We start from the raw sequence: 25,218 nt of genomic DNA, 5'->3' as shown, positions 1-25,218 counted from the left end.
GGGGGAGTGCCAATGATTCGTCCACGTCCAAAGCCGCTTGCTTATAAAACAGATGACGCCTTAATTGTCGTTGGTATTTTATTACTGTTTTTCAGCTTGTTTATTCATTTTTTATTTTTGATGTTACCTGGGACTTTCTTGCTGCTTTTGGGCCTCTATCCCCGACTTTACTTAAAGTATGTTTCAAGGCATTTCGACTTTTTAAACGAACGGGAGAGGGTGAGATTATTACAAGGAGAGGAAGATAGCTTTCATCTTACTTTTGAAAATAAAGGCAAGCTACCACTTTATCGATTTAACGTCAGGTTTGAACTGGATCACTCAGTGACGATGACGTCAATTGATCCATTAAGAAAAAACAGATATCAATTTGACCTCTCTCTTGGCAAAGCAAGAGCGGAAGCTTTTCAATTTGAAATAAAAGGTCTTTCACGCGGGGTTGCCAAACTCAAGCGGTTTGAGGTCAGGCTTTTTGATCCGTTAAAAATCGCTTCAGTCACACGCTCTTTTGAATTTATCAATAAACAAATGGTGGTATATCCTAAGAGCGAACCTATAGCGGGTCTTGAAAAAATATCCCTGCCCATAGAAGGTGAGCTCCCTCATCAAGCCTCACTTTATCATGATTTTACTTCACCAGTGGGAACGCGAGACTATCTGATGACTGATCCGTTAAAAAACGTCCATTGGAAGGCGAGTGCTCGCACCGGACAACTGCAAACCAAGCTTTTTGAAAGCGCGATGGGTATGCATTGGACGGTCCTCATCCTTATGGATCGTCACTTAAAAAAAGGCGTTCAGGAACAACTCGAAAAGGATTTAGAATACATAACGGCCTTATGTCTTATGGCCCAAAAACGTGGCATCGCCTTTGAAATTCTAGTGAATTTTAAACCGATGGGGCGAGAGGAAGTCATGCATGTACACCTGGGTCTTGATCGTAGCCATTTAGTTAAAGCATTAGAATTTCTTGCTTATTTAAATGTCAAACACGTTAAAACCAACCCGTTAGCTGTGCTCCGAAAAATTGACCGTAATGCGTCTGTATCACGAGTAGTCTTTATCATTGATCATTCTGATCTCGACATACAAGCTCTATCATACTTTTACCAGAAGTGGATACGGCAGGGGCATCAAGTCTATACCCTGAATACAGCAGGTGTGTTAAACCCTGTCCACCGAGGAGGGGAAAGCTATGTCCATAAGAACTCAGCCTATTGAATGTTTACTTACCTTTACAATGGATATGCTCATTGTTTACATCATCAGCGCCCCCTTATGGTTTATATACACTCAGACTTGGCAGTCTATGGTACCTGTTCTGGTAATGACCGCCTTAACCTATGGTTTGTTTTTAGCGACCGGCTATTTGATTTCATCACCTTCACTTGTCATTTACTTGATGCTTTCTTTAGTCGTCTTTGGAGTGGGTCTGATTTTAAATGTTCCCATGGTTCTGTCGTTTATGATGGCGATGCTTCTTCTTTGGCGGGTGACTCATAGTTTAGAAGGAACTTCTGCTAAGGTGTTATGGGATCTGCTGCTTATGACCAGTGGCTTTCTTTTTATGTACTGTATTTTTATTACATGGACACAACCGGATTTTTCATCTAGTTGGCTTTTTGTTGTCCTCTTTTTTGTGCTTGCTCTTAATGTTTTTTCATTACATCTTATAAAAAGCGAGACGCTCAATAAGTCACTCGTTCTTTCTTATGCTTGGATTTTTGTGGGACTGGGTGTGTTTGGGGCATTTATTCAGGGCATAGGATCTTCTCTTTATTGGGCATTTCTACAGCTTTCCGATAGAGTAGCTTATGGTATTTTTTACCCTTTATCACTCATCTTAAGCTCTCTAAAAGGGGGAAAAGAGGGTGTGTCTCACACATACAAACCTCATGTGGTCATGCCCCACCATTTGAAGGATCATCCTTATGCAACATCCCAGTATCCATCCTCTATATCGACGCTCATAGGGCTTATCGCTGTTTTGCTGATCTTAGTGGCACTTCTTGGGGGAGGCATTATTCTCTATAAAAAAACCAAAAAGCAACACGTTACACAAGAAAGGATGAGGAAACGGACCATTTATCGCCCTGATGCCGTGGCGCCCCACTCACAAGCTTATGCGCTGTCACAATCATCAGAAAGTATAGAAGAGGTGAGTTCACCAAAAGATACTGTACGCACTCAGTTGGTTAGGCTTCAGAAGAGGTTGGAAAAAAGCGCAGCAAGACGTCTCACTAATGAAACGGTATCGGAATGGGTGGAACGGCTTCCAGCGGGGCATGAAGAAAAAGAGATAATTAGAGACGTTTATGAAAAGGTGCGCTATGGGGCGCATGCAATCCATGCAAATGAACTCAATCGTTATAAAAAGGCCATTGAGACTGTAATCTCTCATTTTAAATGAATCGTCTATAGGCGAAGGGTTATTTTTCTAAAACATTATAAATAGACAACGTCATGGATTTACGAAATAATAGAGAGAGAAGGGGTGAGAACAATGACCATTGATTGGAATTCATTTGATAATTTTGTAAGCGCCTTTATGAACGAGAACCATGTTCCTGGACTGGCTGTGGCCGTCGCGAAGAACGGGGAAGTCATTTATCAGAACGGTTTTGGTTTCCGCAATCTTAAAACAGAGCAACCTGTGACGCCTGAGACCATATTTGGAACGGCTTCTGTTACGAAATCGTTTACAGCAGCAGCGATCGTTGATTTAGAGAAGCAAGGAAAGCTTTCCATACAGGATTCTGTCAGTCAGTATCTACCAGAACTACGTCTTCCAGATGGGATGGATCCACAGTCTATTAAAATCCATCATTTACTTTCGCACACAACAGGGTTACCGCCTATTGAACGCCGGGAGGATTTCTCCAGACTAGAAGATCATATTGAGTATTTAGCGCAGTTAGACATCGAACCTCTAGGGCAGCCGGGTGAAGTATTTAGTTATTCTAACGATAGCTTTCTCCTCCTTGGATTAATTATTGAGCGTGTGACAGGAAAGTTATACCGTCGCTATATCACAGAACACTTTCTTAATCCGTTAGGCATGACGCGTTCTACCTTTAGTCTTGAAGAACTCACGAAATTTAACAACGTGACAGAGCCTTATCTTCTTTACGATCACGATGCTGATCACTATAAGCTCGCAGTATGGCCGAAACTAGGTAACTATGAAGTAGGTGGAGGGATTCGCTCTACTGTTCTTGATTTACTCAAGTATGGTCAGCTTTTCTTGGGCCAAACACGAGATGCTTACGCCAAAATGTGGAGCCCGGTTATCAAGGTACTCCCACAGCATTATTATGGTTATGCCTTGGAGATCATCCCAAATTATGAAGGCATGACACTTGTAAAGCACAGTGGTGGACAACCTGGTGTTTCTTCACATTTTGGGTTTATTCCTGAAAAGGATATTGTGATCGCTGTTTTATCTAACCTTTCCGATGTTCCTGCGAGTGACGTTTGGCTCGCCGCTGCCAATGCAATGTTAGGTCTACCGATAGACAAGCAGGTGGATATTGGCGCCTTTAAGGACCTACAAGAAGCAGAAGCAAAACCCTTCATTGGAACATATACTTCTGAAGAAGGTGAAAGGATCCAAATAAAATGGGAAAACAAACAACTCTATATAGCCTGGAACAATGAATGTCATAAGCTATCAAAATTACAGGATACTGTTTTAGGGATTGCCAGCGAAAATTTCCCTGTTCCCTTTTACTGTAATAACGATGGAGAACCCTGGGGACTATTCTTCGGTATGCGTGTATTAAAAAAACAATAGACTTGATCGATACCACAGTTCACGGACTGTGGTATTTTTGGGGAACACTTCAGGCAAGTGACCAGATTTTGATGTTAAAGCTCTCCTTTGCTGCTTGAATTGAATAGATTGATTATGACAATGGCTATTATTTTCCTTAAGAAGGGTGAAAATCATGGACTTTGAACCATTATTTATTGCTTTAGAAAATAACAGAGATGAAGAACGGTCAGTTAAAATGAGCGCTTACATGCGTAATCAATTTCAGTTTCTAGGTATCCCTACACCGAAACGACGAATCCTTTGCAAGGAATTATTTAAAAAGGCTGTTAATGAAAAGCAAGTGGACTGGTCCTTTATTGATGAATGTTGGAAACGAAAATATAGAGAATACCAATATATCGCGATAGATTATTTATCCCGTATGCAACAATATCTTTCGGCTTCAGATATTTCTAAAATAAAGAAACTGGCTACAACTAAATCCTGGTGGGATACCATAGATGGACTTGATAATATAGTGGGTGAAATTGCCTTAGCTTATCCTGAAGTCAATGATACCCTTTTACAATGGAGTATCGATGATAATTTTTGGTTACGGAGGATTGCAATTGATCATCAGCTATCACGAAAGTCAAAGACAAATACAGAACTACTTGAAACTGTTGTAAAAAATAATCTTGGGCACACCGAATTTTTTATCAATAAGGCGATTGGATGGAGCCTGAGAGAATATAGTAAAACCAATCCAGAATGGGTGAGACATTTTATTGAAACTTATCAAGAAAAGATGGCTCCATTAAGCATTAAAGAAGCCAGTAAACATCTGGATAACTGAGTCAAAGGTATGTGTTCTATTTCCAAGGCACGCGCAAAATAAATATTTCACTGGGCATCGATGAACTAGGAAAGAAAATAAAAGAAAGATTTGCAAACTTACCAAGAATATAAAACACAACCATTGTTAATAATAGTGACTATCTTATCACAAGGACGCTTGATACATCATATGAGTCACCAAAATCATTGGAATGCTCGCTACCCGAAGATAGAATTGAGATCCTTTGATAGTAATTATCTAAGGAAAACACATCCACTCATGGCATTATGGTGGAACATGGCTATGCCAGGAGCAGGGCATCTCATGATTGGTAAGATAGACAAGGGATTTTTCCTGTTTATTTGGGAGTTTTTATTTAATACCCAAGCCAATATAAATACAGCGATTGTTTATTCATGTACGGGACGCTTTGAACTCGCTAAAGCAACTTTGGATACACGATGGTTTTTTCTTTATATTGGTGTCTATGTGTTTACTTTTTGGGATGCGTATCGCTTGGCTACTGAAATGAATAACTTTGCTCGATTATCGCAGAAAGACCACATCCCGTTGGCTCACTTTAAACTCAGCGTTATCGACATCAATTATCTATTGAAAGTCAATAAATGGATTCCAGTCTTATGGTCGGCTGTAGTCCCCGGTCTTGGACATATCTATCTTCGACATTATATGGTCGGTGGAATCCTGTTTAGTTGTTTTGTTATGACGACTTATCAATCACGACTCCTTGATGGCATCTATTTCACTGTTTTAGGAGACTTTGGGCAAGCCACTCATCTATTAGATATGGAATGGTTACTTTATATGCCCTCCCTTTATTGCTTTTCAATCTATGATAGTCATTATCGCGCCATAGAACTCAACAAAATGTATGAAGCAGAACAAGCACACTTTTTAAAAAATACATACACATCTTCCCAGTTGCATTTATTTTGAACTGTTCGATAGGGGATTTTATTTTATGTATGTTTTATCTTTGTTTGATCATTCTATAAAATTAGAAATGGTGCTTCAGGAATTAGAAGCTCATGCGATCACAAAGGAAGCTTTATTTGCGACACCCTTACAGCTTTTGGATAACAAGAAATACATTGACCCCTATAATAGTGAAAGTCTGAATCTGTTTTTTGTAGTCTTTATAGGGATGCTAGGGATGCTTCTAGGGGCCATTTACGGTTTTGTTTTATACTTAGGTCCAATTTTATGGGCATTAATAGGTTTAATTACCGGAAGTGGGATAGGGCTTTTGGTGGATATTTTTTTAATGAATAAACATAAATCCCCAAAAAAATTAGGTGCTGATGTCGTATTAATTGTCAAATGTAATGAAACCAATGTAAAATTGGTAGAAGATATTGTCGTTAATCATCGGGCGCTTGCTATTACACGAGTTTAACCAATATTAGATTTTATGTGAGGAGAATTTGAACAGATGAAAGTAAAAATAAACAGAAATGCCGCAAAGCAGTTAAAAAAGATGCTCGAAACAGAGGAAGCCGAAGGCAAAATGATTCGTGTCGCTGTTTCTCATATGCATGGAGATCATGCCCACTATGAAATCAGCTTCGATACCCCAAAAGAAAATGATGAAATTGTGAAAACAGATAAAGATATTGATATCTTGTTAGATACAAGAGAAGAATTCTTAGATGGCATTTGGATTCAATACTTTTTTGTACCACAAGAAGGTTTTGTTATTACGAACTCATTAAAAGGTGGACATCACCATCACTAAAATAAACCGAGATTTTGTAGATTCCCAAGGTAGTGTATTTCTATCTTGGGATTTTTTTGTGAAATGACAAAGGCTCAAGGCTATCAGGTTGGTGTCGATTTTCCCTTCAGAATGTTACTTATTTTTATATTAGTTCCCTCTGACCGTGCAAAGCCCCTCACAAACATTTATAATAAAATGAGAGAATTCTTTCTTTTCTTATCTATTTGGGCTAAAGGAGAGATAGGTTAGTGCTCAATACAATTGAGATTGTACCCATACCTTACAAAGATAAGGAAGTTTTACGTCAGCTTTTAGAATTCTATCTCTATGATTTTAGCGAATGTGAAGGATTTGATCTTTATCCCCATGGACGCTATGAATATAAATATTTAGACCATTACTGGACAGAGCCTTCTCGACAACCTTTTTTTATTTTGGCTGACCATTTATACGCTGGTTTCATCCTTCTTAGAGAAGAAGAAGATGGCACTCAGACGATTGCAGAATTTTTCATTATGCGCAAGTATCGACGTCAAGGAATAGGCAAGTATGCTGCAGAATGTATATTTGATTTGTTTCCAGGAAAATGGAGAGTCTCTGAAATGGCGACTAATATTAAAGCTCAGTATTTCTGGCGGCATGTCATTGGCGACTATACTGGAGGAAAATACGAAGAGAAAATCAGTGATAATGATGATTGGAAAGGACCTATTCAGACCTTTACAAATTTTAGGGGGGAAGAAGGAAAATGTTAAAATACACAATTTGTTTTTTACAACGTGGTGATGATGTATTAATGTTAAATCGCCTTAAAACACCTGAAATGGGGGTATGGAATGGTGTTGGTGGCAAGCTCGAACCTGGAGAATCCCCTAAAACTTGTGCCCTTCGAGAAATTTATGAGGAGACGGGAATTAAGCTTTATGACATTCAGGAAAAAGGGACGGTAACGTGGAATGGCAAAGGTGGTATGTATGTCTTTGTTGCTACACTGCCAAAAGATTTTGATTATAAAACTCCCAAAGTAACAACAGAAGGCCTTTTAGATTGGAAACCCCTTCACTGGTTAACGGATGAAAATAACCAAGGTGTTGCAGAACATATACACCGGTCGCTTTTTCGAATTCTTAATGATCCAGAGCATTACGAACATCGTTGCCTTTTTAATGAAGAGGGCCATCTTGAAGAATTTCAAGTAATCCCATTAAAGATGTATCAGCCATAACTTCAGCAGAATGGAGACCATGTCTATGGAAAAAGGATGGAAGCAAGCTGTTCTCAAAACAGCACGAGGAACATTTGAGTATTTTCAAAAGGGAAAGGGCATACCCCTTTGTGTAACCCATTATTACTCTGATTTCAATGCAACAGGGGACCTTTTTGCTGACGCTTTTACTCCGCATTTTTCTGTTTACCTCGTAAATTTGAGAGGGACAGGAAAAAGTACCCCTATTCAAAAGGGTGAGGATATTGGCTTTACGGAAACAGTAAAAGATTTGGAAGCAATCAGAGAAACCTTAGGCTTTTCGTCTTGGTCATTTGCTGGACATTCTACAGGGGGGATGGTGGGTCTTGTCTATGGGCTTTCCTCCAGATCATCCTTACACCAGCTTTTTCTTGTGGGTACTGCCGCTTCTAAAGATTATATGTTTGCGGATGGTTGTATCTATCGACAGGATCATCCACAATTTGCAAAGATGCAAGAGCTCTTAAATCAAATTCAAGATATTAACACTCCTGAAGGGGTTCGTACGGCATTAGGAAAAGAGCGCAAGGCACTATCACTTTATGATCAAAGGTTGTATGACGCTGTTTTCCCACCAACCATTCATAAAAAAACCGCAGTGGATAGACTAAACTATTTCTCACATCAAGAGATTCATAAATTTGATGTCATCGATCAATTATCACATATCGACGTGCCAACTTGGATTGCGTGTGGTAAGTATGATGTCCAATGTCCTGCAAGCTGTTCGCAGACAATCTACCGAGGAATCCCTCATTCTGAGCTTCATATTTTCGAAAAAAGTAATCATTATCCCTTTGCTGAAGAGCCAGTGCTTTTCCAAGCTGCTCTCGCGTCATTTATAGAACGATATTAATTAAGCTTTTAAAAAATAGATGTCAAAAACTATCACTAAAATTCTATTATTTAAAAAGGAGACTCTATATGAAAACGTCAGGGAACACTATTCTTATCACGGGTGGGGCGAGTGGTATTGGCTTTGCTTTTGCTGAACGATTTCTTGCGTTGGGTAATGAAGTGATTATATGTGGACGAAGAGCGAGTAAGTTGAATGAGGCAAAAGCAAAGTACCCTCAACTCAACACACGTGTGGTTGACATCGCAGTTGAAGATGAGCGAGTGGCTTTAGTGAAATGGGTCCAAGACCATTTTCCTCAAGTCAATGTACTTGTGAATAATGCGGGGATTCAGCGAAGAGTTGAGCTGGCAGATCATGAAGAGTGGAGAGAACGGCAGCAAGAGATTGCGATTAACTTTGAAGCACCTGTTCACTTGACCACATTATTACTAGATCAATTAAAAAAACAGCAGCATGCAACGATAATTAATGTGACCTCAGGGCTCGCTTTTGCTCCCACTGCACTTGCCCCTATCTATTGCGCAACAAAGGCGGCTTTTCATTCATTTACACTAACGTTAAGACATCAAGTGGCTAAAAAGGGGATTGAAGTCATAGAGGTCATCCCACCAGCAGTCAATACAGATTTGGGCGGTCCTGGCTTGCATACCTTTGGGGCGCCCGTGAATGACTTTGCAGATACTATTATGGAAGAAATCAAAAAGGGGAAAACAGAAATCGGCTACGGAACAGCAGAAGAAGCGAGACTGGCTTCACGTCAAGAACTCGATCAACGGTTTGCAAAAATGAACCCATAAGGTGAATTTCTTATAGGTGTTTTTAAAGAATAAAAACTGTTGTGGTATCATCTGGATTTTCTAAATGATGCAAATGAAGGATGGAAAGGACAAGGTATGATAGAAACACTAAAACTTAAAAAGGGAGAAATGATTGGCTTTTTTTCTCCCTCAACACCGATTACTGCTTTCTGCCCTAAACGGCTGCGACAGGCCAAGGCATTTCTTGAGGGCAAAGGTTTTCGTTTAAAACCAGGACGTCTTACAGGTCAGCAGGATGGCTATCGTTCAGGTTCGATTCAACAAAGAGCGGAGGAACTTAACGCTCTCATTCGAGATCCAGAGGTTCGCTGTATTATGAGTACAATTGGAGGCTCCAATTCTAATGCCCTGGTGCCGTATATTGATTATGACGCCTTTAAAAAGGATCCGAAAATTGTCATTGGATTTTCTGATGTGACTGCTATTCTGATGGCGCTTTATGCAAAGGACAGGGATCACGACCTTTTATGGACCTGCACTGGTCGCCTCATTTGGGGAATGGGCACCCTATAACGAGATGACGTACCAAAGCTTTCATGACCTCTTGGTAGCGGATACTGTATATCCTTATACCTACAATATCCCACCTTTTTGGACAGAAGAGTATCTTGAATGGGAAAAACAAACAAGAGCCAAGGGTCGCATAGAAAATCATTGGGTAACGCTTCATGGAGGAAAAGTAAGCGGTCGATTAATTGCAGGGAACTTGAACACGATGAAAGGAATATGGGGGAGTGATTATCTTCCCGATATCAAACCTGGCGATATCCTAATGGTTGAGGATGCGGATAAGACAGCGAGCATTGTCGAAAAAAACTTTTCACTGCTTAAAGTTAACGGTATTTTTGACCGGATAGGTGGACTCATTCTTGGTAAACATGCAGGGTTTGATGATCAGGGAACCGGGCGAACACCTTCGGAGATTCTTCAAGAAGTTATGGGCAAAGTGCCTTTCCCCGTCCTCACTGAATTTGATTGTGCGCATACCCATCCTATGTTGACCCTTCCTATCGGTATGCAAGTGGAACTCGATAGTCAGACCCAAACACTCCGTTTGCTGTGAAGCATCTAGGGTTAAACTGTCTTAGAAAGTGAGATACTGAGACTAGAGTTTCTTATTTTTAATGTGATATGCTTGGAGTATTCAATAATTACCTTATGTGAGCACTGGGGGAACAAAAATGAAGGCAGTTTTAATAAAAAATTATGGTCAAGCTGATCAATTATACATAGGGGACTATGAACAACCCCAACCTCAAAGCCATGAGCTTTTAATTAAAGTCCAAGCAACGGCAGTTAATCGTGCAGATATAGCCCAAAGAGAAGGGCACTATCCATCACCTGCAGATGCTAGCCCTCTGATGGGCTTAGAGCTTGCAGGGATTGTTGAAAAAGTAGGAGATAGAGTCACAAAATGGAAGGAAGGCGACCGAGTCTTCGGCTTACTTGGTGGCGGTGGATATGCTGAATATGCAGTAATTCCAGAGAGTATGGCAATGGAATTGCCGGATAATATGGCCTTTACAACAGCTGCAGCTATTCCAGAGGTTTTTTTAACCGCCTATCAAACATTATTTTGGGTCGGACGCTTGCAAAAGGGCGAAAGAGTGCTCATTCATGCTGGAGCAAGCGGCGTTGGAACGGCAGCCATTCAATTGGCAAAACAAGCGGGTGCGGAAGTGGTCGCAACGGCTGGTTCTGAGGGAAAATTGGAGGCCTGCCGACATTTTGGGGCGGATCTCGCGATTAATTATAAAACCGATGCCTTCGATAAAGTCATTGAAGCGAACTATGGGGCGAATTCAATAGATGTGATATTAGATTTTATTGGCGCTTCTTATTGGGAAAAAAATGAGAAAGTCATCGCGATGGACGGGCGTCATGTTTTGATAAGCACACTAGGTGGAGCGAAAATTAACACATTCCATCTGGGACGTTTGATGGCAAAGCGGGCAACTGTAACAGGGACAACTCTTCGTTCCAGAAGTTTAGAGTATAAGGAACGTTTGACTGATGAATTCGCAATTTGGGCTCTCCCTCTTTTTAAAGCTGGAAAGATTACACCTGTTGTCGATCGTGTTTTTCCGATTGAAAAGGTCAAAGAGGCACATGAATATATGGAAGCAAACAAAAATATTGGTAAGATTGTACTCAGTATGACCACTCATTAAGATAGTCAGACGAGTCATAAGGCGGCGATCGACTTGACTAATCATAAATCAGATTATTTAAAAGCAAACCATTCACCTTATACAGTGGGGGTTGCAGTCATCGTAGTTGATGGTCATGGAAACTATTTATTACAACAAGACCCATATTTAGGATGGTGTTTACCTGGAGGGATCCCAAAATCAAATGAAACAAAAGAGGATGCGTGTAGGCGATTTGTAGACGAGACCATGGGATTAAAACTACACACCCTGCAAATGTACGATATTTTTCATGGGAAACGGTTCTTTCCTTTAGAAAAGGAACGTCAAGGAACACATTTTATTTCAATCGTGTACGTATCAAAAGAACATGAATGGATTGATTCCCCATCAGAAAACACCACACCATCAACTTTTTTTGATGCCATGCAATTGCCCTTTGAGCTTATGCCGCAAATAAAAGATGTGTTGTTTCAGCACAAATTAAAAATGATGAGAGAACGGACTCGCGAACCGAGGGGACAATAATCTTTTTTGTGATTATTGTCCTTTTTAATGGGGAAGCATAATATTCTGGATTCACCCTTTTTCCGTTTTTCTAATAGCGTCTGGGATCCTGACCGAGGAAAAGACCTTATAAGTGCAATTTTAATGGTGGAAAGAGGCGTAAACCTGGCAATTAGGCAGTGGTTAGCGTAGCCAGTAACGTATAAACCAAGTTTTCTAATTGCGAGTAAAGAAATAGCAAAGAATTAGTTCTTGTTGCCTGAAATTTCACTTTATCTCTTATCCCTCTCATGGTATGGTTGAACTAATCTTTTTATCACTTAAAAAGGAATTATGAAAAATGATGACCCAACAACAATTAATTGAACTTATAAAGAGTAGTACATACAGAATGCAGATTTTAAAAGAGATTCAGCGTTTAAATATCCCTTCTGTCTGGGTGGCTGCAGGTGCAATCCGAAATCTAGTTTGGGATGCGTTGCACCAGTATGAAAATGAAACCCCTTTAAATGATGTTGATGTCATTTATTTTGATCCATATCAAGATATAAGAGGGGAGAAACTGATTGAGACGACGCTTAAAGAGAGAAAGCCATCAATTCATTGGGAAGTGAGAAATCAAGCTCGAATGCATATCCGCAATGGGGATCCTCCCTATAAAAATGTTGGCGATGCAATGAGTTATTGGCCAGAAACCGCGACAGCCATAGGTGCTAGACTTAATGAAGAGGATAACCTCGAACTTCTAGCTCCTTATGGCATCCAAGATCTTGTCCAGCTTAAATTAAGACCTAGTCCAAAGCGTGGAGATGAAACTTTATTTATGGATCGTATCCGTAAAAAGCGCTGGCTGGACCGCTGGCCACGATTACGAATGATGACATAAAATCAAAGTGATGACGACAGAGAAAAGAGGGACCCTGACTCATGAAAATAAGACTGCCTTTTCTTTTAGCTCTATTTACTATGCTCTTATTTGGAGCCTTTGAAATGCTTCGAGGTATCTCTGCACCCTTTATGCAGGCAGACTGGCACCTTACGTATTTGCAAATAGGTAATATTTTTTTATTTGACAGCTGCGGGTATATGCTTGGGACATTCTGTTGTGGATGGGTGATTGGGCGCTTAGGAATGCGTCTGGTCATGATTCTCGGGGCGACAGGAATGGCGATAGGTACCATAGTGATTGTCACAGGTTCTTCCTATTTTATGCTGTTACCTGCCTTTTTCTTTTTAGGGCTAGGAGCAGGGTTTCTAGAAATTGCAGCAAATGATGTCGTGCCAGCGATGGAGAAAACCCAGGAAGGGCAAGCGCGTTATTTCAATTGGTTACATGGTGTCTATGGATTAGGTGCATGTCTGTTTCCCCTTGTGGCCGCAGGGTTAATTAGTACCTTTGGAAATTGGCGATGGGTGTATGGATTGTTGTTATTTGCCGTTCTCGTTATTTTAGTGGTTGCACTAGTTAGGAAGCGGTCTTTGTTGCTAAGGATGCCAAAAACTAAACCAGCGGGTGAGGCTCTGAAGCCAAATGATCGAGGGTTATTTCGCTCACCTTTACTCTATGCTTTTCTTGGTTGTATAGTCACTTATGTCATGGCGGAAATGACGATCGCTGCCTGGCTTCCGACCTTCCTTATGCGTATCAAAGGATTAACTGTCGGGCATAGTTCAGCCTACCTTTCCGGGTTCTATTTGGCTTTTACCATCGGACGTTTATCTGCACCCCTATGGGTGAATAAGGTGGGGAATGTCTCCGCTATTTTGATGAGTGCACTGGTGGCTATTCTTTTTTTAAGCTTGGCCATTTTTGGAGGTCCTTATTTCCATACTTTCTTCTGGCTCGCCGGATTTGCTTTTGCAGTGATCTTCCCAACGATTGCCGCAATGGCAAGTTCAATGTTTCCTGAGCATTCAGGTCGAGTCTTAGGCATGCTTTTTACTTCAGCCAGTATTGGTACCTTCTGCGTCAATTGGTTAATCGGCGCTATTTCTACGCTATTGGGTTTAGCAACAGGATTTCTCATTATTTTTGTTTTTCTCATTGCACTAGTGATCAGCATCGTAATCGTTGCCCGGCTCAAGCACATTTCAACTTATCCCGCTTTTAAAAAAGGAGCATCATAAACGTGCTTTAGACGATGTTTTCACGTTCAATAATTCAGGGATTGAAGTAAATTGCGACGTAAATCATAAATCACCGCTACGGAAATACACTCCGCTTTCCGCGGGCGGCTGGTGAGCCTCCTCACGCTCCGCGAAATACCGGGGTCGCCGAAAAACGCTTTTTGTTTTTTGGGGTAAGATAGGGGTCTCACCTAGGCCTCTGCTCCCGCAGGACTAAGGAAGTCGACTAGGAGAATAATCATCGCAGAAAAATCGTGATTTTTACGATTTTTTGAGTCTACGTGTATTTCCTTCGCTAGTTAAGATGATCTTATTTAAGTTGCACCTAGCTAATATCACCTTGAGAAAAAAAGCAAAGATGTCTGGTCTTCCTATCAAAAAACATCTCTAGCAATCAAGTGGTTTGGAGCGTAAGGCGCGAGATTCGAAACACTTAAACATTGTGTGTTCCTCAGCGTCGCTGACTCACGGATGCCTAAACTAGAGTCCTACGGGACTAGCACGAGTCCGAAGATCCACTTGGGAAACAAATAATCAATCCCAAGTTAGCTGAGGCCGTGCCCGTGGAAAGCGAGCGACCTGGAGCGGAAATCCACACTATTAACCCGTCATTAATCTTCTTGTAGTTACGTCACAATCTCTATCAATAGCGACAACCGATGTGAGTTGAAACTTAAGAGGGAGGATATTTATGTCAAGAATTTATCTTATTCGTCATTGTGAGGCGACCGGGCAGGAACTGGATGCCGCTTTGACAAGTCAAGGGCAAGATCAAAGCTATGAACTTGAAAGTCTATTGAAGGATAAAGGTATTGAATGGATTGTGAGCAGTCATTTTTTAAGAGCTCAACAATCAGTATTACCCTTGTCTAAAACTTTGAAGCTTCCGATTACTATTGATAAACGATTAGGGGAGAGAATTTTATCCTCCAAAAACATGCCTGATTGGTTTGAGGCATTGCGAAAAACCTATGAAGATCCTGACTTAAAGTATGAGGGAGGAGAGTCGGCTTCGGAAGCGACTGAGCGAGCGCTTCGGTGCCTTAATTTTATTTTTGCACAAGGCAAAAAAGGGGTGGCTTTAGTGACCCACGGTGGGCTCCTTTCACTTCTTCTCAACCATTTTGATGACCGCTATAATTTTGAAACCTGGAAAGCCTTAACTAATCCAGATGTATATTGTCTTACTTATACTGGCGAGACAACACCTAAAATCGAACGATTGTGGGGGAAGAGAGATGGCTCAATCGCTTAAAGCGTTTATGACCGCTTCGCGTTCACGCCGCATTCTCTTTACAGGCGGCGGTTCCACTGGGCACGTCGCTGTCAATCTGGCTTTAATTCCTAAATTTCTTGACGAAGGATGGCAGGTGGCTTATGTAGGATCCAAAAACGGGATTGAAAGAGAGCTTATTGAGCCTCTAGAGAAGGTAATATATTTTCCTATATTAACAGGAAAATTCCGACGTTATAGAGACTTGAAAAATGTAACGGATCCTTTCAAAGTGATGGGAGGAACGCTACAGGCCTATCGCTTGATTCACAGATGGAAGCCACATGTCATTTTTTCAAAAGGTGGGTTTGTTTCTGTTCCAGTAGTAATCGGTGGCTGGTTGAATCGAATCCCTACGCTCATACATGAATCTGATCTGACACCAGGATTAGCCAATCGTATGGCTGTACCCTTTGCTAATAAAGTGTTGACGACATTTCCTGAAACAAGTGACTATGTTAAAAGGAACAAAACACTTTCAGTAGGCCCTATCATTCGTGAAAGCTTATTAAAAGGGGATCCTGAACGCGGTCGACGTTATTGTGGATTAAACGAATCGAAACCAATTTTACTCGTTGCTGGTGGCAGTCTTGGCTCAAAAGCTATTAATCTGGTGATTCGAGAAAACTTGGATCAGCTTTTAAAAGATTTCCAGATCGTTCATCTGTGTGGAAAAGGTCACCATGACCCCTCCATTAAAAGAGAAGGGTATTGTCGTTTTGAGTATGTCAATGAGGCCTTGCCTGATATTTTAGCCATGACTGATCTTGTCGTTTCACGCGCTGGCTCTAATATGATCTTTGAGTTTTTAGCCGTGCGGAAACCTATGTTGCTCATTCCATTGCCGAAATCCTCGAGCCGCGGCGATCAACTTTTAAATGCTGAATCCTTTAACCGTGCAGGCTATGCTCATGTTTTATTGGAGGAGGAGATGACGGAAGAAAGTTTCTTAAATGCGGTCCACAAACTGCACAACGAAACACAAAACCTCATCGCAAACATGACAAAAAAACAGGGTCTTGGTGGAATAGAGACCTTGACAGCCATTATCAAAGCGGAAGTTAAATCATGATGAACGTTTAAGATAAGTCAATGATAATAAGATAAAATGCTGAAAAGGGTGATTAAGATTACTAAAATACCAAGTGCAGTAAGGCTTTGGTTAAAGGAGCAGCTAGGGAATATAAAGTCTGTTACGGCATTAAAAGGTGCAACCTCGTCACTTCTTTATAAAATAGAAGCGGAAAATAAAACGGCTGTATTACGTCTTTATAATAATCAAGAGTGGCTAAACAAAGAACCAGATCTCGCGCAACATGAAGCGGCCAGCCTTGATTGGGCGCATCAAGTGTTACCAAGTAAAGTACCTAAGGTTCTTGCTGTAGATGAAACAGGGAAGTATTGTGATTTACCCGCGGTTTTAATGTCTTTTGTTGAAGGGGATGTTCAGATCCAGCCACAGACGCTTGATCCTTGGTTAAGGGAACTCGCGAGTATATTGAGTACGCTCCATTCTACGCCTTTCCCTCAAGAATTCGATTGGCATTATTTTGCTTACAGTGATGTTGAGACACTCCAAGTTCCAGAATGGACGAGGCACCCTGATTTATGGAAAAAGGCTATTCACCTGTCGCAATGTTTACCTCCAGAAGATCAACAAAGAATAATACATAGAGACTTTCATCCTGTCAATGTCTTATGGTCGGATGGGAGGATCAGTGGCATTGTTGATTGGGTGAATGCGTGCATAGGACCAATCGGAGTAGATGTGGGACATTGCCGAATGAATCTTGTCGCACTTTTTGGTGTAGAGGCTGCGGAGCGCTTTTTACATTATTATTGTACTTTTAATCCGACTTTTCGCTATACCCTTTATTGGGATCTTGTCTCTTATCTTGATTTTGTTTATCCGGGTCCTCCTGAGGTTTATCAAGGGTGGCAAGATTATGGTGTCACAGACCTTACAAAAGAAATCGTAACTCACAGATTAGAAAATTACTTAGAATACTTATTTTTGTCACAGACCTGAACTCTCAAAGGGGGAGGAGATATGAACTAAAAAGGATTGGTAAAAAAATTTGAGAACGGTTAGTTAGGCGACAGTAGAAATTAAAGCAGCCTACGAAAAAGTGGCTTTAGCTGAGCTGGTCACTGGTTCTCATCCGCAAGGGTTTAAAAGGTGTCGGGTGGTATGATAAATATTATCATTTTATCGTCATGTTTGGTCAGAAGACAAAAGCGTGAGGCATGGCTCGAATAGGGCCATGCTTTTTTATAAAGTCAAAATAGACACCAAATTTTCGGTAGCTCTTATAAGCACAACTTAGGCTTTCGCCATTAAAAGCTCGGCGATAACTTTAATGCGTAAAGGCGTATGCCTGAACATCTGGATTTGCTAAGCCGCCAAGCGATGGAATGTGGCGTATAAGTTGAGTTTTCTAAATTTACACTTTACATTGGACTTTCACTCGCATATTATTAGAGTGAGTAATCACTCATTTTTATGAGGAGGGAAAAAAGTGACTCATCAAAACGTGATTAGAATGAACCATGTGAGTAAATCTTATGGGAAGAAACGAATCGTAGAAGATATCTGTTTGAGTATCGAACGACCGGAGATTTTAGGCTTGCTTGGTCCGTCTGGTGCTGGAAAAACAACACTAGTCAAAATGATTGCGGGTATTGAAGAAGTGACCGATGGCGAGATCTGTTTACTTGGTGAGCGTATGCCACGCTTAAAGCTCATGGAACAGATTGGTTATATGGCGCAATCCGATGCTTTATACGGGGAGCTCACAGCCAAGGAGAACATATACTTTTTTGCCAAACTCTATGGGTTAAGAGGAAAAACAATGAAAGGACAGTGTGAAAAAGCACTTGAATTAGTGGGGCTTTTGGACGACCAAAACAAAATCATCGATACGTTTTCTGGAGGGATGAAGCGACGACTCTCATTAGCCATCGCTCTTGTCCATCATCCCAGAATTCTTATCTTAGATGAGCCCACTGTAGGGATTGATCCTGTCCTTCGCAACCAAATATGGGAGCAGCTCCATGAACTCAAAAATGAAGGCATTACAATTATTGTGACTACCCATGTGATGGATGAAGCGGAACGTTGCGATCGTCTTGGCATGATTCGAAATGGAAGGCTGCTAGCGCTCGACACACCTGAAGGATTAAAACAAGATACTCGAAGCCAAACCATTGAAGAAGCTTTTCTTTTTTATGGGGGTGGAGCCCATGCGCAGTAAGGCAATAGCAAGCCGCATTATTAGACAATTTATCAGAGATAAACGAACACTGGCACTCATGCTTATTGCACCCTTGTTTATTTTGACCCTAGTTTCACTCGTTTTTAATGGTAAAGACTACCATCCTACGATTGCTTTTGTCCATGTTCCTAAAAAAATTATACAGACACTTGATACAAAGGATACCCATATCAAAACAATGGAACAAAAAAGGGCACAGACTGCCATTCATAACGGGGACATCGATGCCATTGTCAGCAATGATCAAGGGACCTTAAAGGTTCTATTAGAAGGGAGTGACCCGTCAACAAATCAAGCCATACTCCAATGGTTACAGAAGCAACAGTTGAAAGGACAACCAGGGAAAAATCTTTCTGTTCACTACTTACACGGAGGAAAAGACCTCAATTCCTTTGATAACTTTGGCTCCGTCTTACTTGGCTTTTTTGTTTTCTTCTTTGTTTTTATTGTGTCAGGGGTATCTTTTTTACGGGAACGTACGACGGGAACCTTGGAACGACTTTTATCCACACCAATAAGGCGAGGGGAAATTGTTTGTGGCTATATTTTCGGCTTCGGCCTATTTACCTTGATTCAATCCACGCTCGTTACCTGGTATTCGATCAATGTTCTCAACATGTGGATGGTGGGCTCTTTTTGGCTCGTTCTTCTCATTATTGTTTTATTGGCCTTAACCGCCTTGACCTTAGGGACATTACTGTCAGCTTTTGCTAATAATGAATTACAAATGATACAGTTCATCCCATTAGTAATCGTGCCACAAGTCTTTTTTTCAGGTTTATTTAAGATCGATACGATATCGGATTGGATCAGTTGGATCGCGCCCTTTATGCCTCTTTATTATGGGGCAGATGCCTTGCGAAATATTATGTTACGGGGAAACGGCTTTGCTGACATAACATTGGATATTCTCGCGTTATGTGGGTTTATCCTTCTATTTGTTGTGCTTAATATTCTGGTTCTACGGCGGTATCGTAAGCTATAATAGAAAAAGAGCTTATAACTGAAGGTGTGATGACATGACAGAATGGGAAGACATTGAATCAACAGAAAAGTTAACCGAGAAACAAAAATTAATTATACAAGCAGCCATTGAGTCGTTTGCTGAAAAGGGCTTCGCAGGAACGTCAACGAGTACCATTGCCAAAAAAGCAGGTGTCGCTGAAGGGACAATATTTAGACACTATAAAACAAAAAAGGAATTGCTGATTTCTATTGTCATACCCGTGGTAAAACATTTTTTGACGCCTTTTATCGTAAGAGATTTAAATAAAGTCCTTGATCAAACCTATCATAGTTTTGAAGATTTCGTCCGCGCCATGTTTCATAATAGAAAGGTATTTATTGAAAAAAACAAAAAAACCATAAAAATCATCCTGCAAGAGATTCCCTTTCACGAGGAGTTACGCGACATTTTCAAACGGTATGTGGCTACCGAGCCCATCAGTAAGGTTCTAGAAATCATCAGACATTTCCAAGAAAAGGGGGAGCTCATAGAGGGTTCTCCTTATACCATATTACGTCTGGCCGCGTCTTCTATTGCTGGCTATTTTATTGCCCGTCATATTGTTGCCCCGGAAGTGGCTTGGAATGAGGAAGAAGAAATTGAGGCAACTATTGCATTTATTATGCGAGGAATAGGGAGTTAAAGGGGGGGCAAGAGAATGGCTCGAATAGGTGTACAAAAAGTGGCGGCCTATATTTTACGGGAGAATCACCGAGGGGTTGATGAGCTCTTAGTTTTTGCTCATAAAGGGTTTTCCAAAGTTCCCCTTCAAGTTCCTGGGGGAACGGTAGAGCCTCATGAAGAGCTTGAGACAGCTGTTAATCGAGAAATTTTTGAAGAATCAGGACTTAAAAATCTTGAATACCGCAAAAAACTTGGGAGCACTATCTATTTTAGATCAGACTTAAAGCAACACGTTCAACGTCACGATTTTTTATTTCGAGCTCCTCGGGAGACCCGAGATCATTGGGAGCATACCGTCAGTGGTCATGGCGAGGACGAGGGCATGACATTCTTCTATCAATGGTTTGGCGCAAAAGAGGTCTTAAAAATCCATTCTGACTTTCACTTGTTTTTGAATGACAAAAAGATCCCTTCTTTGTTCCCTAAGACAGCACTTTTGGGATTAGGTCAAAAGGAAATCGCTTTGCTTTCACACACTGCTTTATGGGAACAGCAATTCAAAAAAGACAAGGAAGAAATAGAACGGACTGTTCATCCTTTAACCCCTAAAATTGAACACATTGGAAGTACAGCAATCCCTAATATCCCTGCAAAACCGATTATTGATATTGGTATTGGTGTGGAGAACAGTATGGAAGCGGAGCAAATGGTTCATGCACTTCAAATATTAGGTTACGACTCCAAAGGTGAATATGGGATTGAAGGGCGGCGCTATTATCTTACAAAGGGACCAGACACGCATCGAACACATCATATCCATATGTTTCAATACGATCATCCAGAATGGAAAAAGCATCTTCTCTTCCGGGATTATCTCAGATCTCATCGTGAAGCTGCTGAAGCCTATGCTCGCGCAGCCGGTATCCAATAGGATGTCTTGAAGTAACACACTACGATTTCCATAGGTCACTTGACAAGAAATAAGGGGGAGTCCATTGTCTAAGCGAATGTTCATAGCCACTCTCTCCAAAAAATAGTTTAATCTATAATTATGCGGTCCGTGAACATTTTAGACTCACTTTGCAGCTTTAGATTTCCAAAAAAAGCTTGCTTAATGTTTAAAAGTGTGTAAATATAGGAGCACTTATAGGAACAAGGGAGGTAGCCTAGATGAACTATTATACGTCACAAAACGCGGAAGCATTTTTAAATATAGTGGAGCCGTTATTACTAGAAAATGAGGTTGCTAACACTCTCGCCTTAGGGATTCTCGGTGCCCTCACACATCATGATCCAGGACTTCGGATGGAGGGAGAACCCTATATGGCTTACGTTGCTGATGATCAAGGGCCTCTACTTATTTTATTAATGACCCCACCACAAAACCTGATTATTTGTGGTTCAACTAAATCCTTAAATGAAACAATGATTCTTGCAGTAAAAAACCTTGAATCCGTAGATGTTCCTGGGTTTATTGGTGTAAAGGCACTTGTAGATCCCTTTGTGGCCGCTTATAATGCTTACTATCAATCAACCAGTAAGCTTGAAATGAATCAGCGCATTTATCGACTAGATAGTGTGAAACCACCCAAAAATATGAAAGGACAGTTAAGGGTGGCTACTTTGGAGGATCTACCGCTTATTAAGGAATGGATCCATGCTTTTGATATGGAAGCGATTGGTAGGTCAAATCATGTTGACAAAAGAGCTGAACAAAGTATTGCCACAGGCGCTACGCATATATGGGAAGATGAAGGTAAAGCTGTTTCCATGGCGAAGAGCTCCCGTCCGTCAAAAAGAGGGATAACCGTTACCAATGTCTATACACCAGACGCCTTTAGAGGAAAAGGCTATGCTTCCAATTGTGTTGCAGCATTAAGTCAAAAATTACTCGATCAAGGCTATCACTATTGTACACTCTACACAGACTTAACTAATCCAACGTCCAATCATATTTATCAGAATATTGGCTACCGAGTGGTCACGGATTCTGTAGCTTATAAGATTAATAAAAATCCGCCTATAGTCTGAGCACTCGTTCGACTGTAGTCTCTTCATCCTTTTGCTTATTTCACGTAAACTCTTATTCAACATCATTATGGAGGGTTTGGAATGGGACTCATTGACGTTTTCAATACTATAGTCGAGATCATGCATCATGATTATGCAGGGTATCAAGATAAGCAAGGATGGGATCATCCCGATATCTATAAGAAGAGATTAGTCGCACTTGAGGCTGAGCAAAAGTTAACCCGTGAAAGTTTTGAGGAAATTGTTAATGACTATTTGCTTGAATTCAGAGATGACCATAATCGTCTGATTTCGTCGAGCACCCTCGTACCACCACAAACAATTGGTTTCAATGTGAGACGTTATGAAAAAGCATTGTATATTGAACGAGTCACAGCTGATAAAAAGTTTAGAAAAGGTGAGTGGATAACAGCCATTGATGGCCAGGGAATAGAAGAATTGGCGAAGCAACATCGCCTTCGTCTGAAATCAGACCTTCCAGAACGCGAGGATTGGACATCAGTATTACTACAAGCGCAGGCGGTCACTGTTAAGGGGGAAATCCGTGAACTTCATCATTACGAAGACATAAAGGAAGCCGCCCACTATACTTATACTTCTGAACATCACATTCCGATCCTGACTTTTAACGATTTTACAGACCTTAAGTAAATGGAAGCGTTGTTGCAAGAACATGATGCCCATTCAATGACAGCATCACAATGGATTATTGATGTACGTCATTGTCGCGGAGGCTCGGATCATGTCTATTATCCGTTAATAAATCATCTGCTACCGCTTGATATTGAGATCGAAAATGATGGAACTCAGCATCTTGTCAGGTGGTTATACTGATTGATCGATTCTGCGGAAGTTCTGGGGAACAATTTGTGATCGATGCAAGGTCCTCGAGTAAAGTCACCGTTATAGGACGGGCAACACGTGGAGTTTTAGATTGTAGTAACCAAGCGATTGAAACGTTCGAAGATGAGGGCTATGAGTTCTATTACGCAACATCGAGAAGTGATCGGATTGACAAAGGAACAGGGATTGATTTTAACGGCATTAAGCCAGATGTTTACGTCCTCTGGACACCGGAACATCTTGAACATGATGTTGATATTGAAAAGGCACTCCAGCTCTTACAAAGTAGGGTATAAATATTCTGGCGTTCATCTTCTAAAGATGGACGTTTCTTTTTGACGAATGTAGGATAAATCGATAGGATGATAAGGAAAGCGCTCATGTATGGAGGTTACTTATGCAACAATTAAAAGAGATTTTACATAAAATTGATGGTAAAGGCTATAAGGCTTATAAGGATATCAAGGGAAACTACCGTTTTCCAAATTATAGATTAATCATTGACGCTGTTCAAGGGGATCCCTTCGCCTCACCCAGTAAAATAAGAGTGCTCATTCCTCTTGAGAAAACTCGTGTTAGTAAAGAGTGGCTCAATCACAAATGGCGAAAAATCATGTGCGAGGATGTTCTTCTACGTTCAGTGTCTGCCGCTATCGACCGGACGCCATCTAAAGTGAATGGATCTGGGAAGAGTGGCTTATTAGCCATTGATCGTCCGGGTCAAGAAATCCTCGAACGCACAGCGGTTCAACTGAATGAACTCGAGGTCACGCTTTGTATGACGATCGGATTACCTGCTCAAGGAAGACGCGTCTTAGGAAAACAAGCCGAACGCTTGTTTATTGAGATTCTTCCCTCTATCATAGAACGCTCGGTCCTTTCAGTCACCAAGGAAAGCCTTGTAACCCATGTACAATTGATCGATCAACAGCAAGCGATACGAAACTTTATGAAAGACAATAACCTTATAAGTTTTATTGCCAATGGATCGCTATTGCCACGTGAAAGTGGGATCAGTGACCGACCTTTAAAGAAAACTTCGGTGATCCCTTTTCGCTCGCCCAAAAGTCTTGAAGTAGAGATTCCTATTCCGCATCGTGACGCGCCTATTAAAGGCATGGGAATAAATAAGGGAGTCACACTTATCGTTGGTGGTGGATTTCACGGTAAAAGCACGCTTCTTAAAGCGATGGAAAGAGGGGTCTATCATCACATACAAGGTGATGGACGGGAATTTGTATTATCTGATCCTACCGCTGTCAAGATTCGTGCTGAAGATGGTCGTAGTGTCATAAAAACCAATATTTCTGCTTTTATCAATCATCTTCCCTATCATCAGGACACAGAAACCTTTACGAGTGACAACGCGAGTGGAAGTACATCACAAGCAGCCAACATTATTGAGGCCCTTGAAGTAGGAGCAAAGACGTTATTAATGGATGAAGATACTTGTGCCACCAATTTTATGATTCGAGATGCACGCATGCAGGCGCTCGTGCATAAAGAGCACGAGCCCATTACGCCCTATTTGGATAAAATCAGGCCGCTTTTTCAAGACTATCAAGTCTCAACGATATTAGTTATGGGAGGTGCTGGGGATTACTTCGATGTCGCTGACTGTGTCATTAAAATGGAGAATTACCAAGCCTATGAAGTGACAGAAGAGGCCAAAAGAATTGCCCATGACATTCAATATCACAGAGTACATGAGGGCGGGCAGTCATTTGGAGCGTTATCTTCACGAAAACTGATTCCTAAAGGTCTAAATAGCAGAAATGGTAAAAAGTCTGCTGTCAAAGCCAGGAGTCTTTCTACCATCCAATGGGGAACGTCCCATCTTGATCTTTCTTATGTAGAACAGCTTGTCGACCCGAGTCAAACTCGTATGATTACAGAGATTCTCACAACTCTGGCAAAGACAGAACTAGCCAGAGAAATGTTGCCTATATCAGAACGGTTAGACCAAATAGAAAAGCAGATGGACGAACAAGGGTTAGCTTCCTTTTCAAGCTTTAAAGAGAATCCTGGCGCACTCACCCGTCCAAGAAAATACGAAATCGCAGCAGCCCTTAATCGTTTACGCCAATTGCAAGTGGACTAATTAGATAAGCGAAGTAGTAGCTTGTGTC

At 41.0% G+C, this 25,218-nt stretch carries 27 protein-coding genes and 1 pseudogene; all 28 read left to right on the top strand.

The annotated features are described in order from the left end of the window. Positions 1-12 precede the first annotated feature (12 nt). Positions 13-1,221, top strand: coding sequence for a DUF58 domain-containing protein (locus IEV91_RS04205; protein ID WP_188496156.1), 1,209 nt, complete (start codon positions 13-15; stop codon positions 1,219-1,221). Beyond that, positions 1,196-2,410 (top strand): DUF4129 domain-containing protein, encoded by a 1,215-nt coding sequence (locus IEV91_RS04200; protein ID WP_188496155.1) that lies wholly within the window; start codon positions 1,196-1,198, stop codon positions 2,408-2,410. The genes IEV91_RS04205 and IEV91_RS04200 overlap by 26 nt, the downstream gene beginning before the upstream one ends. A 93-nt stretch (positions 2,411-2,503) precedes the next feature. Continuing rightward, positions 2,504-3,793, top strand: a complete 1,290-nt coding sequence (locus IEV91_RS04195; protein ID WP_204871261.1) for a serine hydrolase domain-containing protein — start codon at positions 2,504-2,506, stop codon at positions 3,791-3,793. Between the two features lie 154 nt (positions 3,794-3,947). After that, positions 3,948-4,610 (top strand): DNA alkylation repair protein, encoded by a 663-nt coding sequence (locus IEV91_RS04190; protein ID WP_188496154.1) that lies wholly within the window; start codon positions 3,948-3,950, stop codon positions 4,608-4,610. Between the two features lie 171 nt (positions 4,611-4,781). Beyond that, on the top strand, positions 4,782-5,549 hold the full coding sequence (locus tag IEV91_RS04185; protein WP_188496153.1) for a hypothetical protein: 768 nt from the start codon (positions 4,782-4,784) through the stop codon (positions 5,547-5,549). A gap of 25 nt (positions 5,550-5,574) precedes the next feature. Beyond that, the gene (locus tag IEV91_RS04180) at positions 5,575-6,009 is read left to right on the top strand and encodes a hypothetical protein (protein ID WP_188496152.1); all 435 of its coding nucleotides are present in this window, start codon (positions 5,575-5,577) and stop codon (positions 6,007-6,009) included. 36 nt (positions 6,010-6,045) lie between these two features. Continuing rightward, complete coding sequence (locus tag IEV91_RS04175; RefSeq protein ID WP_188496151.1) at positions 6,046-6,348, top strand: iron-sulfur cluster assembly accessory protein; 303 nt, start codon at positions 6,046-6,048, stop codon at positions 6,346-6,348. Between the two features lie 230 nt (positions 6,349-6,578). Beyond that, positions 6,579-7,085: a GNAT family N-acetyltransferase gene (locus IEV91_RS04170; protein WP_229745395.1), complete on the top strand. Its 507-nt coding sequence runs from the start codon at positions 6,579-6,581 to the stop codon at positions 7,083-7,085. After that, the gene (locus IEV91_RS04165) at positions 7,079-7,555 is read left to right on the top strand and encodes an NUDIX hydrolase (protein WP_188496150.1); all 477 of its coding nucleotides are present in this window, start codon (positions 7,079-7,081) and stop codon (positions 7,553-7,555) included. Before IEV91_RS04170 ends, IEV91_RS04165 begins: the two co-directional genes overlap by 7 nt. A 25-nt stretch (positions 7,556-7,580) precedes the next feature. Continuing rightward, positions 7,581-8,432 (top strand): alpha/beta fold hydrolase, encoded by an 852-nt coding sequence (locus IEV91_RS04160; RefSeq protein ID WP_188496149.1) that lies wholly within the window; start codon positions 7,581-7,583, stop codon positions 8,430-8,432. Positions 8,433-8,500: 68 nt separating this feature from the next. Then, positions 8,501-9,232, top strand: coding sequence for an SDR family oxidoreductase (locus IEV91_RS04155; RefSeq protein WP_188496148.1), 732 nt, complete (start codon positions 8,501-8,503; stop codon positions 9,230-9,232). 96 nt (positions 9,233-9,328) lie between these two features. Beyond that, positions 9,329-10,316 (top strand): annotated as a pseudogene (locus IEV91_RS04150) (S66 family peptidase). Between the two features lie 118 nt (positions 10,317-10,434). Then, the gene (locus IEV91_RS04145; RefSeq protein ID WP_188496147.1) at positions 10,435-11,424 is read left to right on the top strand and encodes an NAD(P)H-quinone oxidoreductase; all 990 of its coding nucleotides are present in this window, start codon (positions 10,435-10,437) and stop codon (positions 11,422-11,424) included. 33 nt (positions 11,425-11,457) lie between these two features. Beyond that, entirely contained in the window at positions 11,458-11,931 is a 474-nt protein-coding gene (locus IEV91_RS04140) for an NUDIX domain-containing protein (RefSeq protein WP_188496146.1), read from the top strand. Positions 11,932-12,250: 319 nt separating this feature from the next. Continuing rightward, positions 12,251-12,796, top strand: coding sequence for a nucleotidyltransferase family protein (locus IEV91_RS04135; protein WP_188496145.1), 546 nt, complete (start codon positions 12,251-12,253; stop codon positions 12,794-12,796). A gap of 41 nt (positions 12,797-12,837) precedes the next feature. After that, positions 12,838-14,037, top strand: a complete 1,200-nt coding sequence (locus IEV91_RS04130; RefSeq protein ID WP_204871260.1) for an MFS transporter — start codon at positions 12,838-12,840, stop codon at positions 14,035-14,037. 691 nt (positions 14,038-14,728) lie between these two features. Further along, entirely contained in the window at positions 14,729-15,292 is a 564-nt protein-coding gene (locus IEV91_RS04125; protein WP_188496143.1) for a histidine phosphatase family protein, read from the top strand. Next, entirely contained in the window at positions 15,276-16,382 is a 1,107-nt protein-coding gene (gene murG / locus IEV91_RS04120; RefSeq protein WP_229745394.1) for an undecaprenyldiphospho-muramoylpentapeptide beta-N-acetylglucosaminyltransferase, read from the top strand. Before IEV91_RS04125 ends, murG begins: the two co-directional genes overlap by 17 nt. A 48-nt stretch (positions 16,383-16,430) precedes the next feature. Continuing rightward, the gene (locus IEV91_RS04115) at positions 16,431-17,339 is read left to right on the top strand and encodes a phosphotransferase family protein (protein ID WP_188496142.1); all 909 of its coding nucleotides are present in this window, start codon (positions 16,431-16,433) and stop codon (positions 17,337-17,339) included. Positions 17,340-17,853: 514 nt separating this feature from the next. Next, the gene (locus IEV91_RS04110; protein WP_188496231.1) at positions 17,854-18,564 is read left to right on the top strand and encodes an ABC transporter ATP-binding protein; all 711 of its coding nucleotides are present in this window, start codon (positions 17,854-17,856) and stop codon (positions 18,562-18,564) included. Further along, complete coding sequence (locus IEV91_RS04105) at positions 18,554-19,570, top strand: ABC transporter permease (RefSeq protein ID WP_188496141.1); 1,017 nt, start codon at positions 18,554-18,556, stop codon at positions 19,568-19,570. The genes IEV91_RS04110 and IEV91_RS04105 overlap by 11 nt, the downstream gene beginning before the upstream one ends. Before the next feature lie 34 nt (positions 19,571-19,604). Next, positions 19,605-20,234: a TetR/AcrR family transcriptional regulator gene (locus tag IEV91_RS04100; RefSeq protein ID WP_188496140.1), complete on the top strand. Its 630-nt coding sequence runs from the start codon at positions 19,605-19,607 to the stop codon at positions 20,232-20,234. Between the two features lie 15 nt (positions 20,235-20,249). Next, positions 20,250-21,146 carry a GrpB family protein gene (locus IEV91_RS04095; protein ID WP_188496139.1) on the top strand — a complete coding sequence of 299 codons (897 nt, stop codon included), beginning with the start codon at positions 20,250-20,252 and terminating at the stop codon, positions 21,144-21,146. Positions 21,147-21,385: 239 nt separating this feature from the next. Further along, positions 21,386-22,246: a GNAT family N-acetyltransferase gene (locus IEV91_RS04090; RefSeq protein ID WP_188496138.1), complete on the top strand. Its 861-nt coding sequence runs from the start codon at positions 21,386-21,388 to the stop codon at positions 22,244-22,246. A gap of 81 nt (positions 22,247-22,327) precedes the next feature. Continuing rightward, the gene (locus IEV91_RS04085; RefSeq protein ID WP_188496137.1) at positions 22,328-22,897 is read left to right on the top strand and encodes a hypothetical protein; all 570 of its coding nucleotides are present in this window, start codon (positions 22,328-22,330) and stop codon (positions 22,895-22,897) included. A 12-nt stretch (positions 22,898-22,909) separates the two neighbouring features. Next, the gene (locus tag IEV91_RS04080) at positions 22,910-23,080 is read left to right on the top strand and encodes a hypothetical protein (RefSeq protein WP_188496136.1); all 171 of its coding nucleotides are present in this window, start codon (positions 22,910-22,912) and stop codon (positions 23,078-23,080) included. A gap of 35 nt (positions 23,081-23,115) precedes the next feature. Then, entirely contained in the window at positions 23,116-23,385 is a 270-nt protein-coding gene (locus IEV91_RS04075; RefSeq protein WP_229745393.1) for a hypothetical protein, read from the top strand. 101 nt (positions 23,386-23,486) lie between these two features. Continuing rightward, the gene (locus IEV91_RS04070; protein WP_188496134.1) at positions 23,487-25,190 is read left to right on the top strand and encodes an ABC-ATPase domain-containing protein; all 1,704 of its coding nucleotides are present in this window, start codon (positions 23,487-23,489) and stop codon (positions 25,188-25,190) included. Positions 25,191-25,218: the final 28 nt, after the last annotated feature.

Source organism: Pullulanibacillus pueri (genome assembly GCF_014639255.1).
GTDB classification, from domain to species: Bacteria; Bacillota; Bacilli; order Bacillales; family Sporolactobacillaceae; genus Pullulanibacillus; species Pullulanibacillus pueri.
Note: the sequence above shows the minus strand (reverse complement) of the source record. Positions and strands in the feature narration are given on the sequence as shown.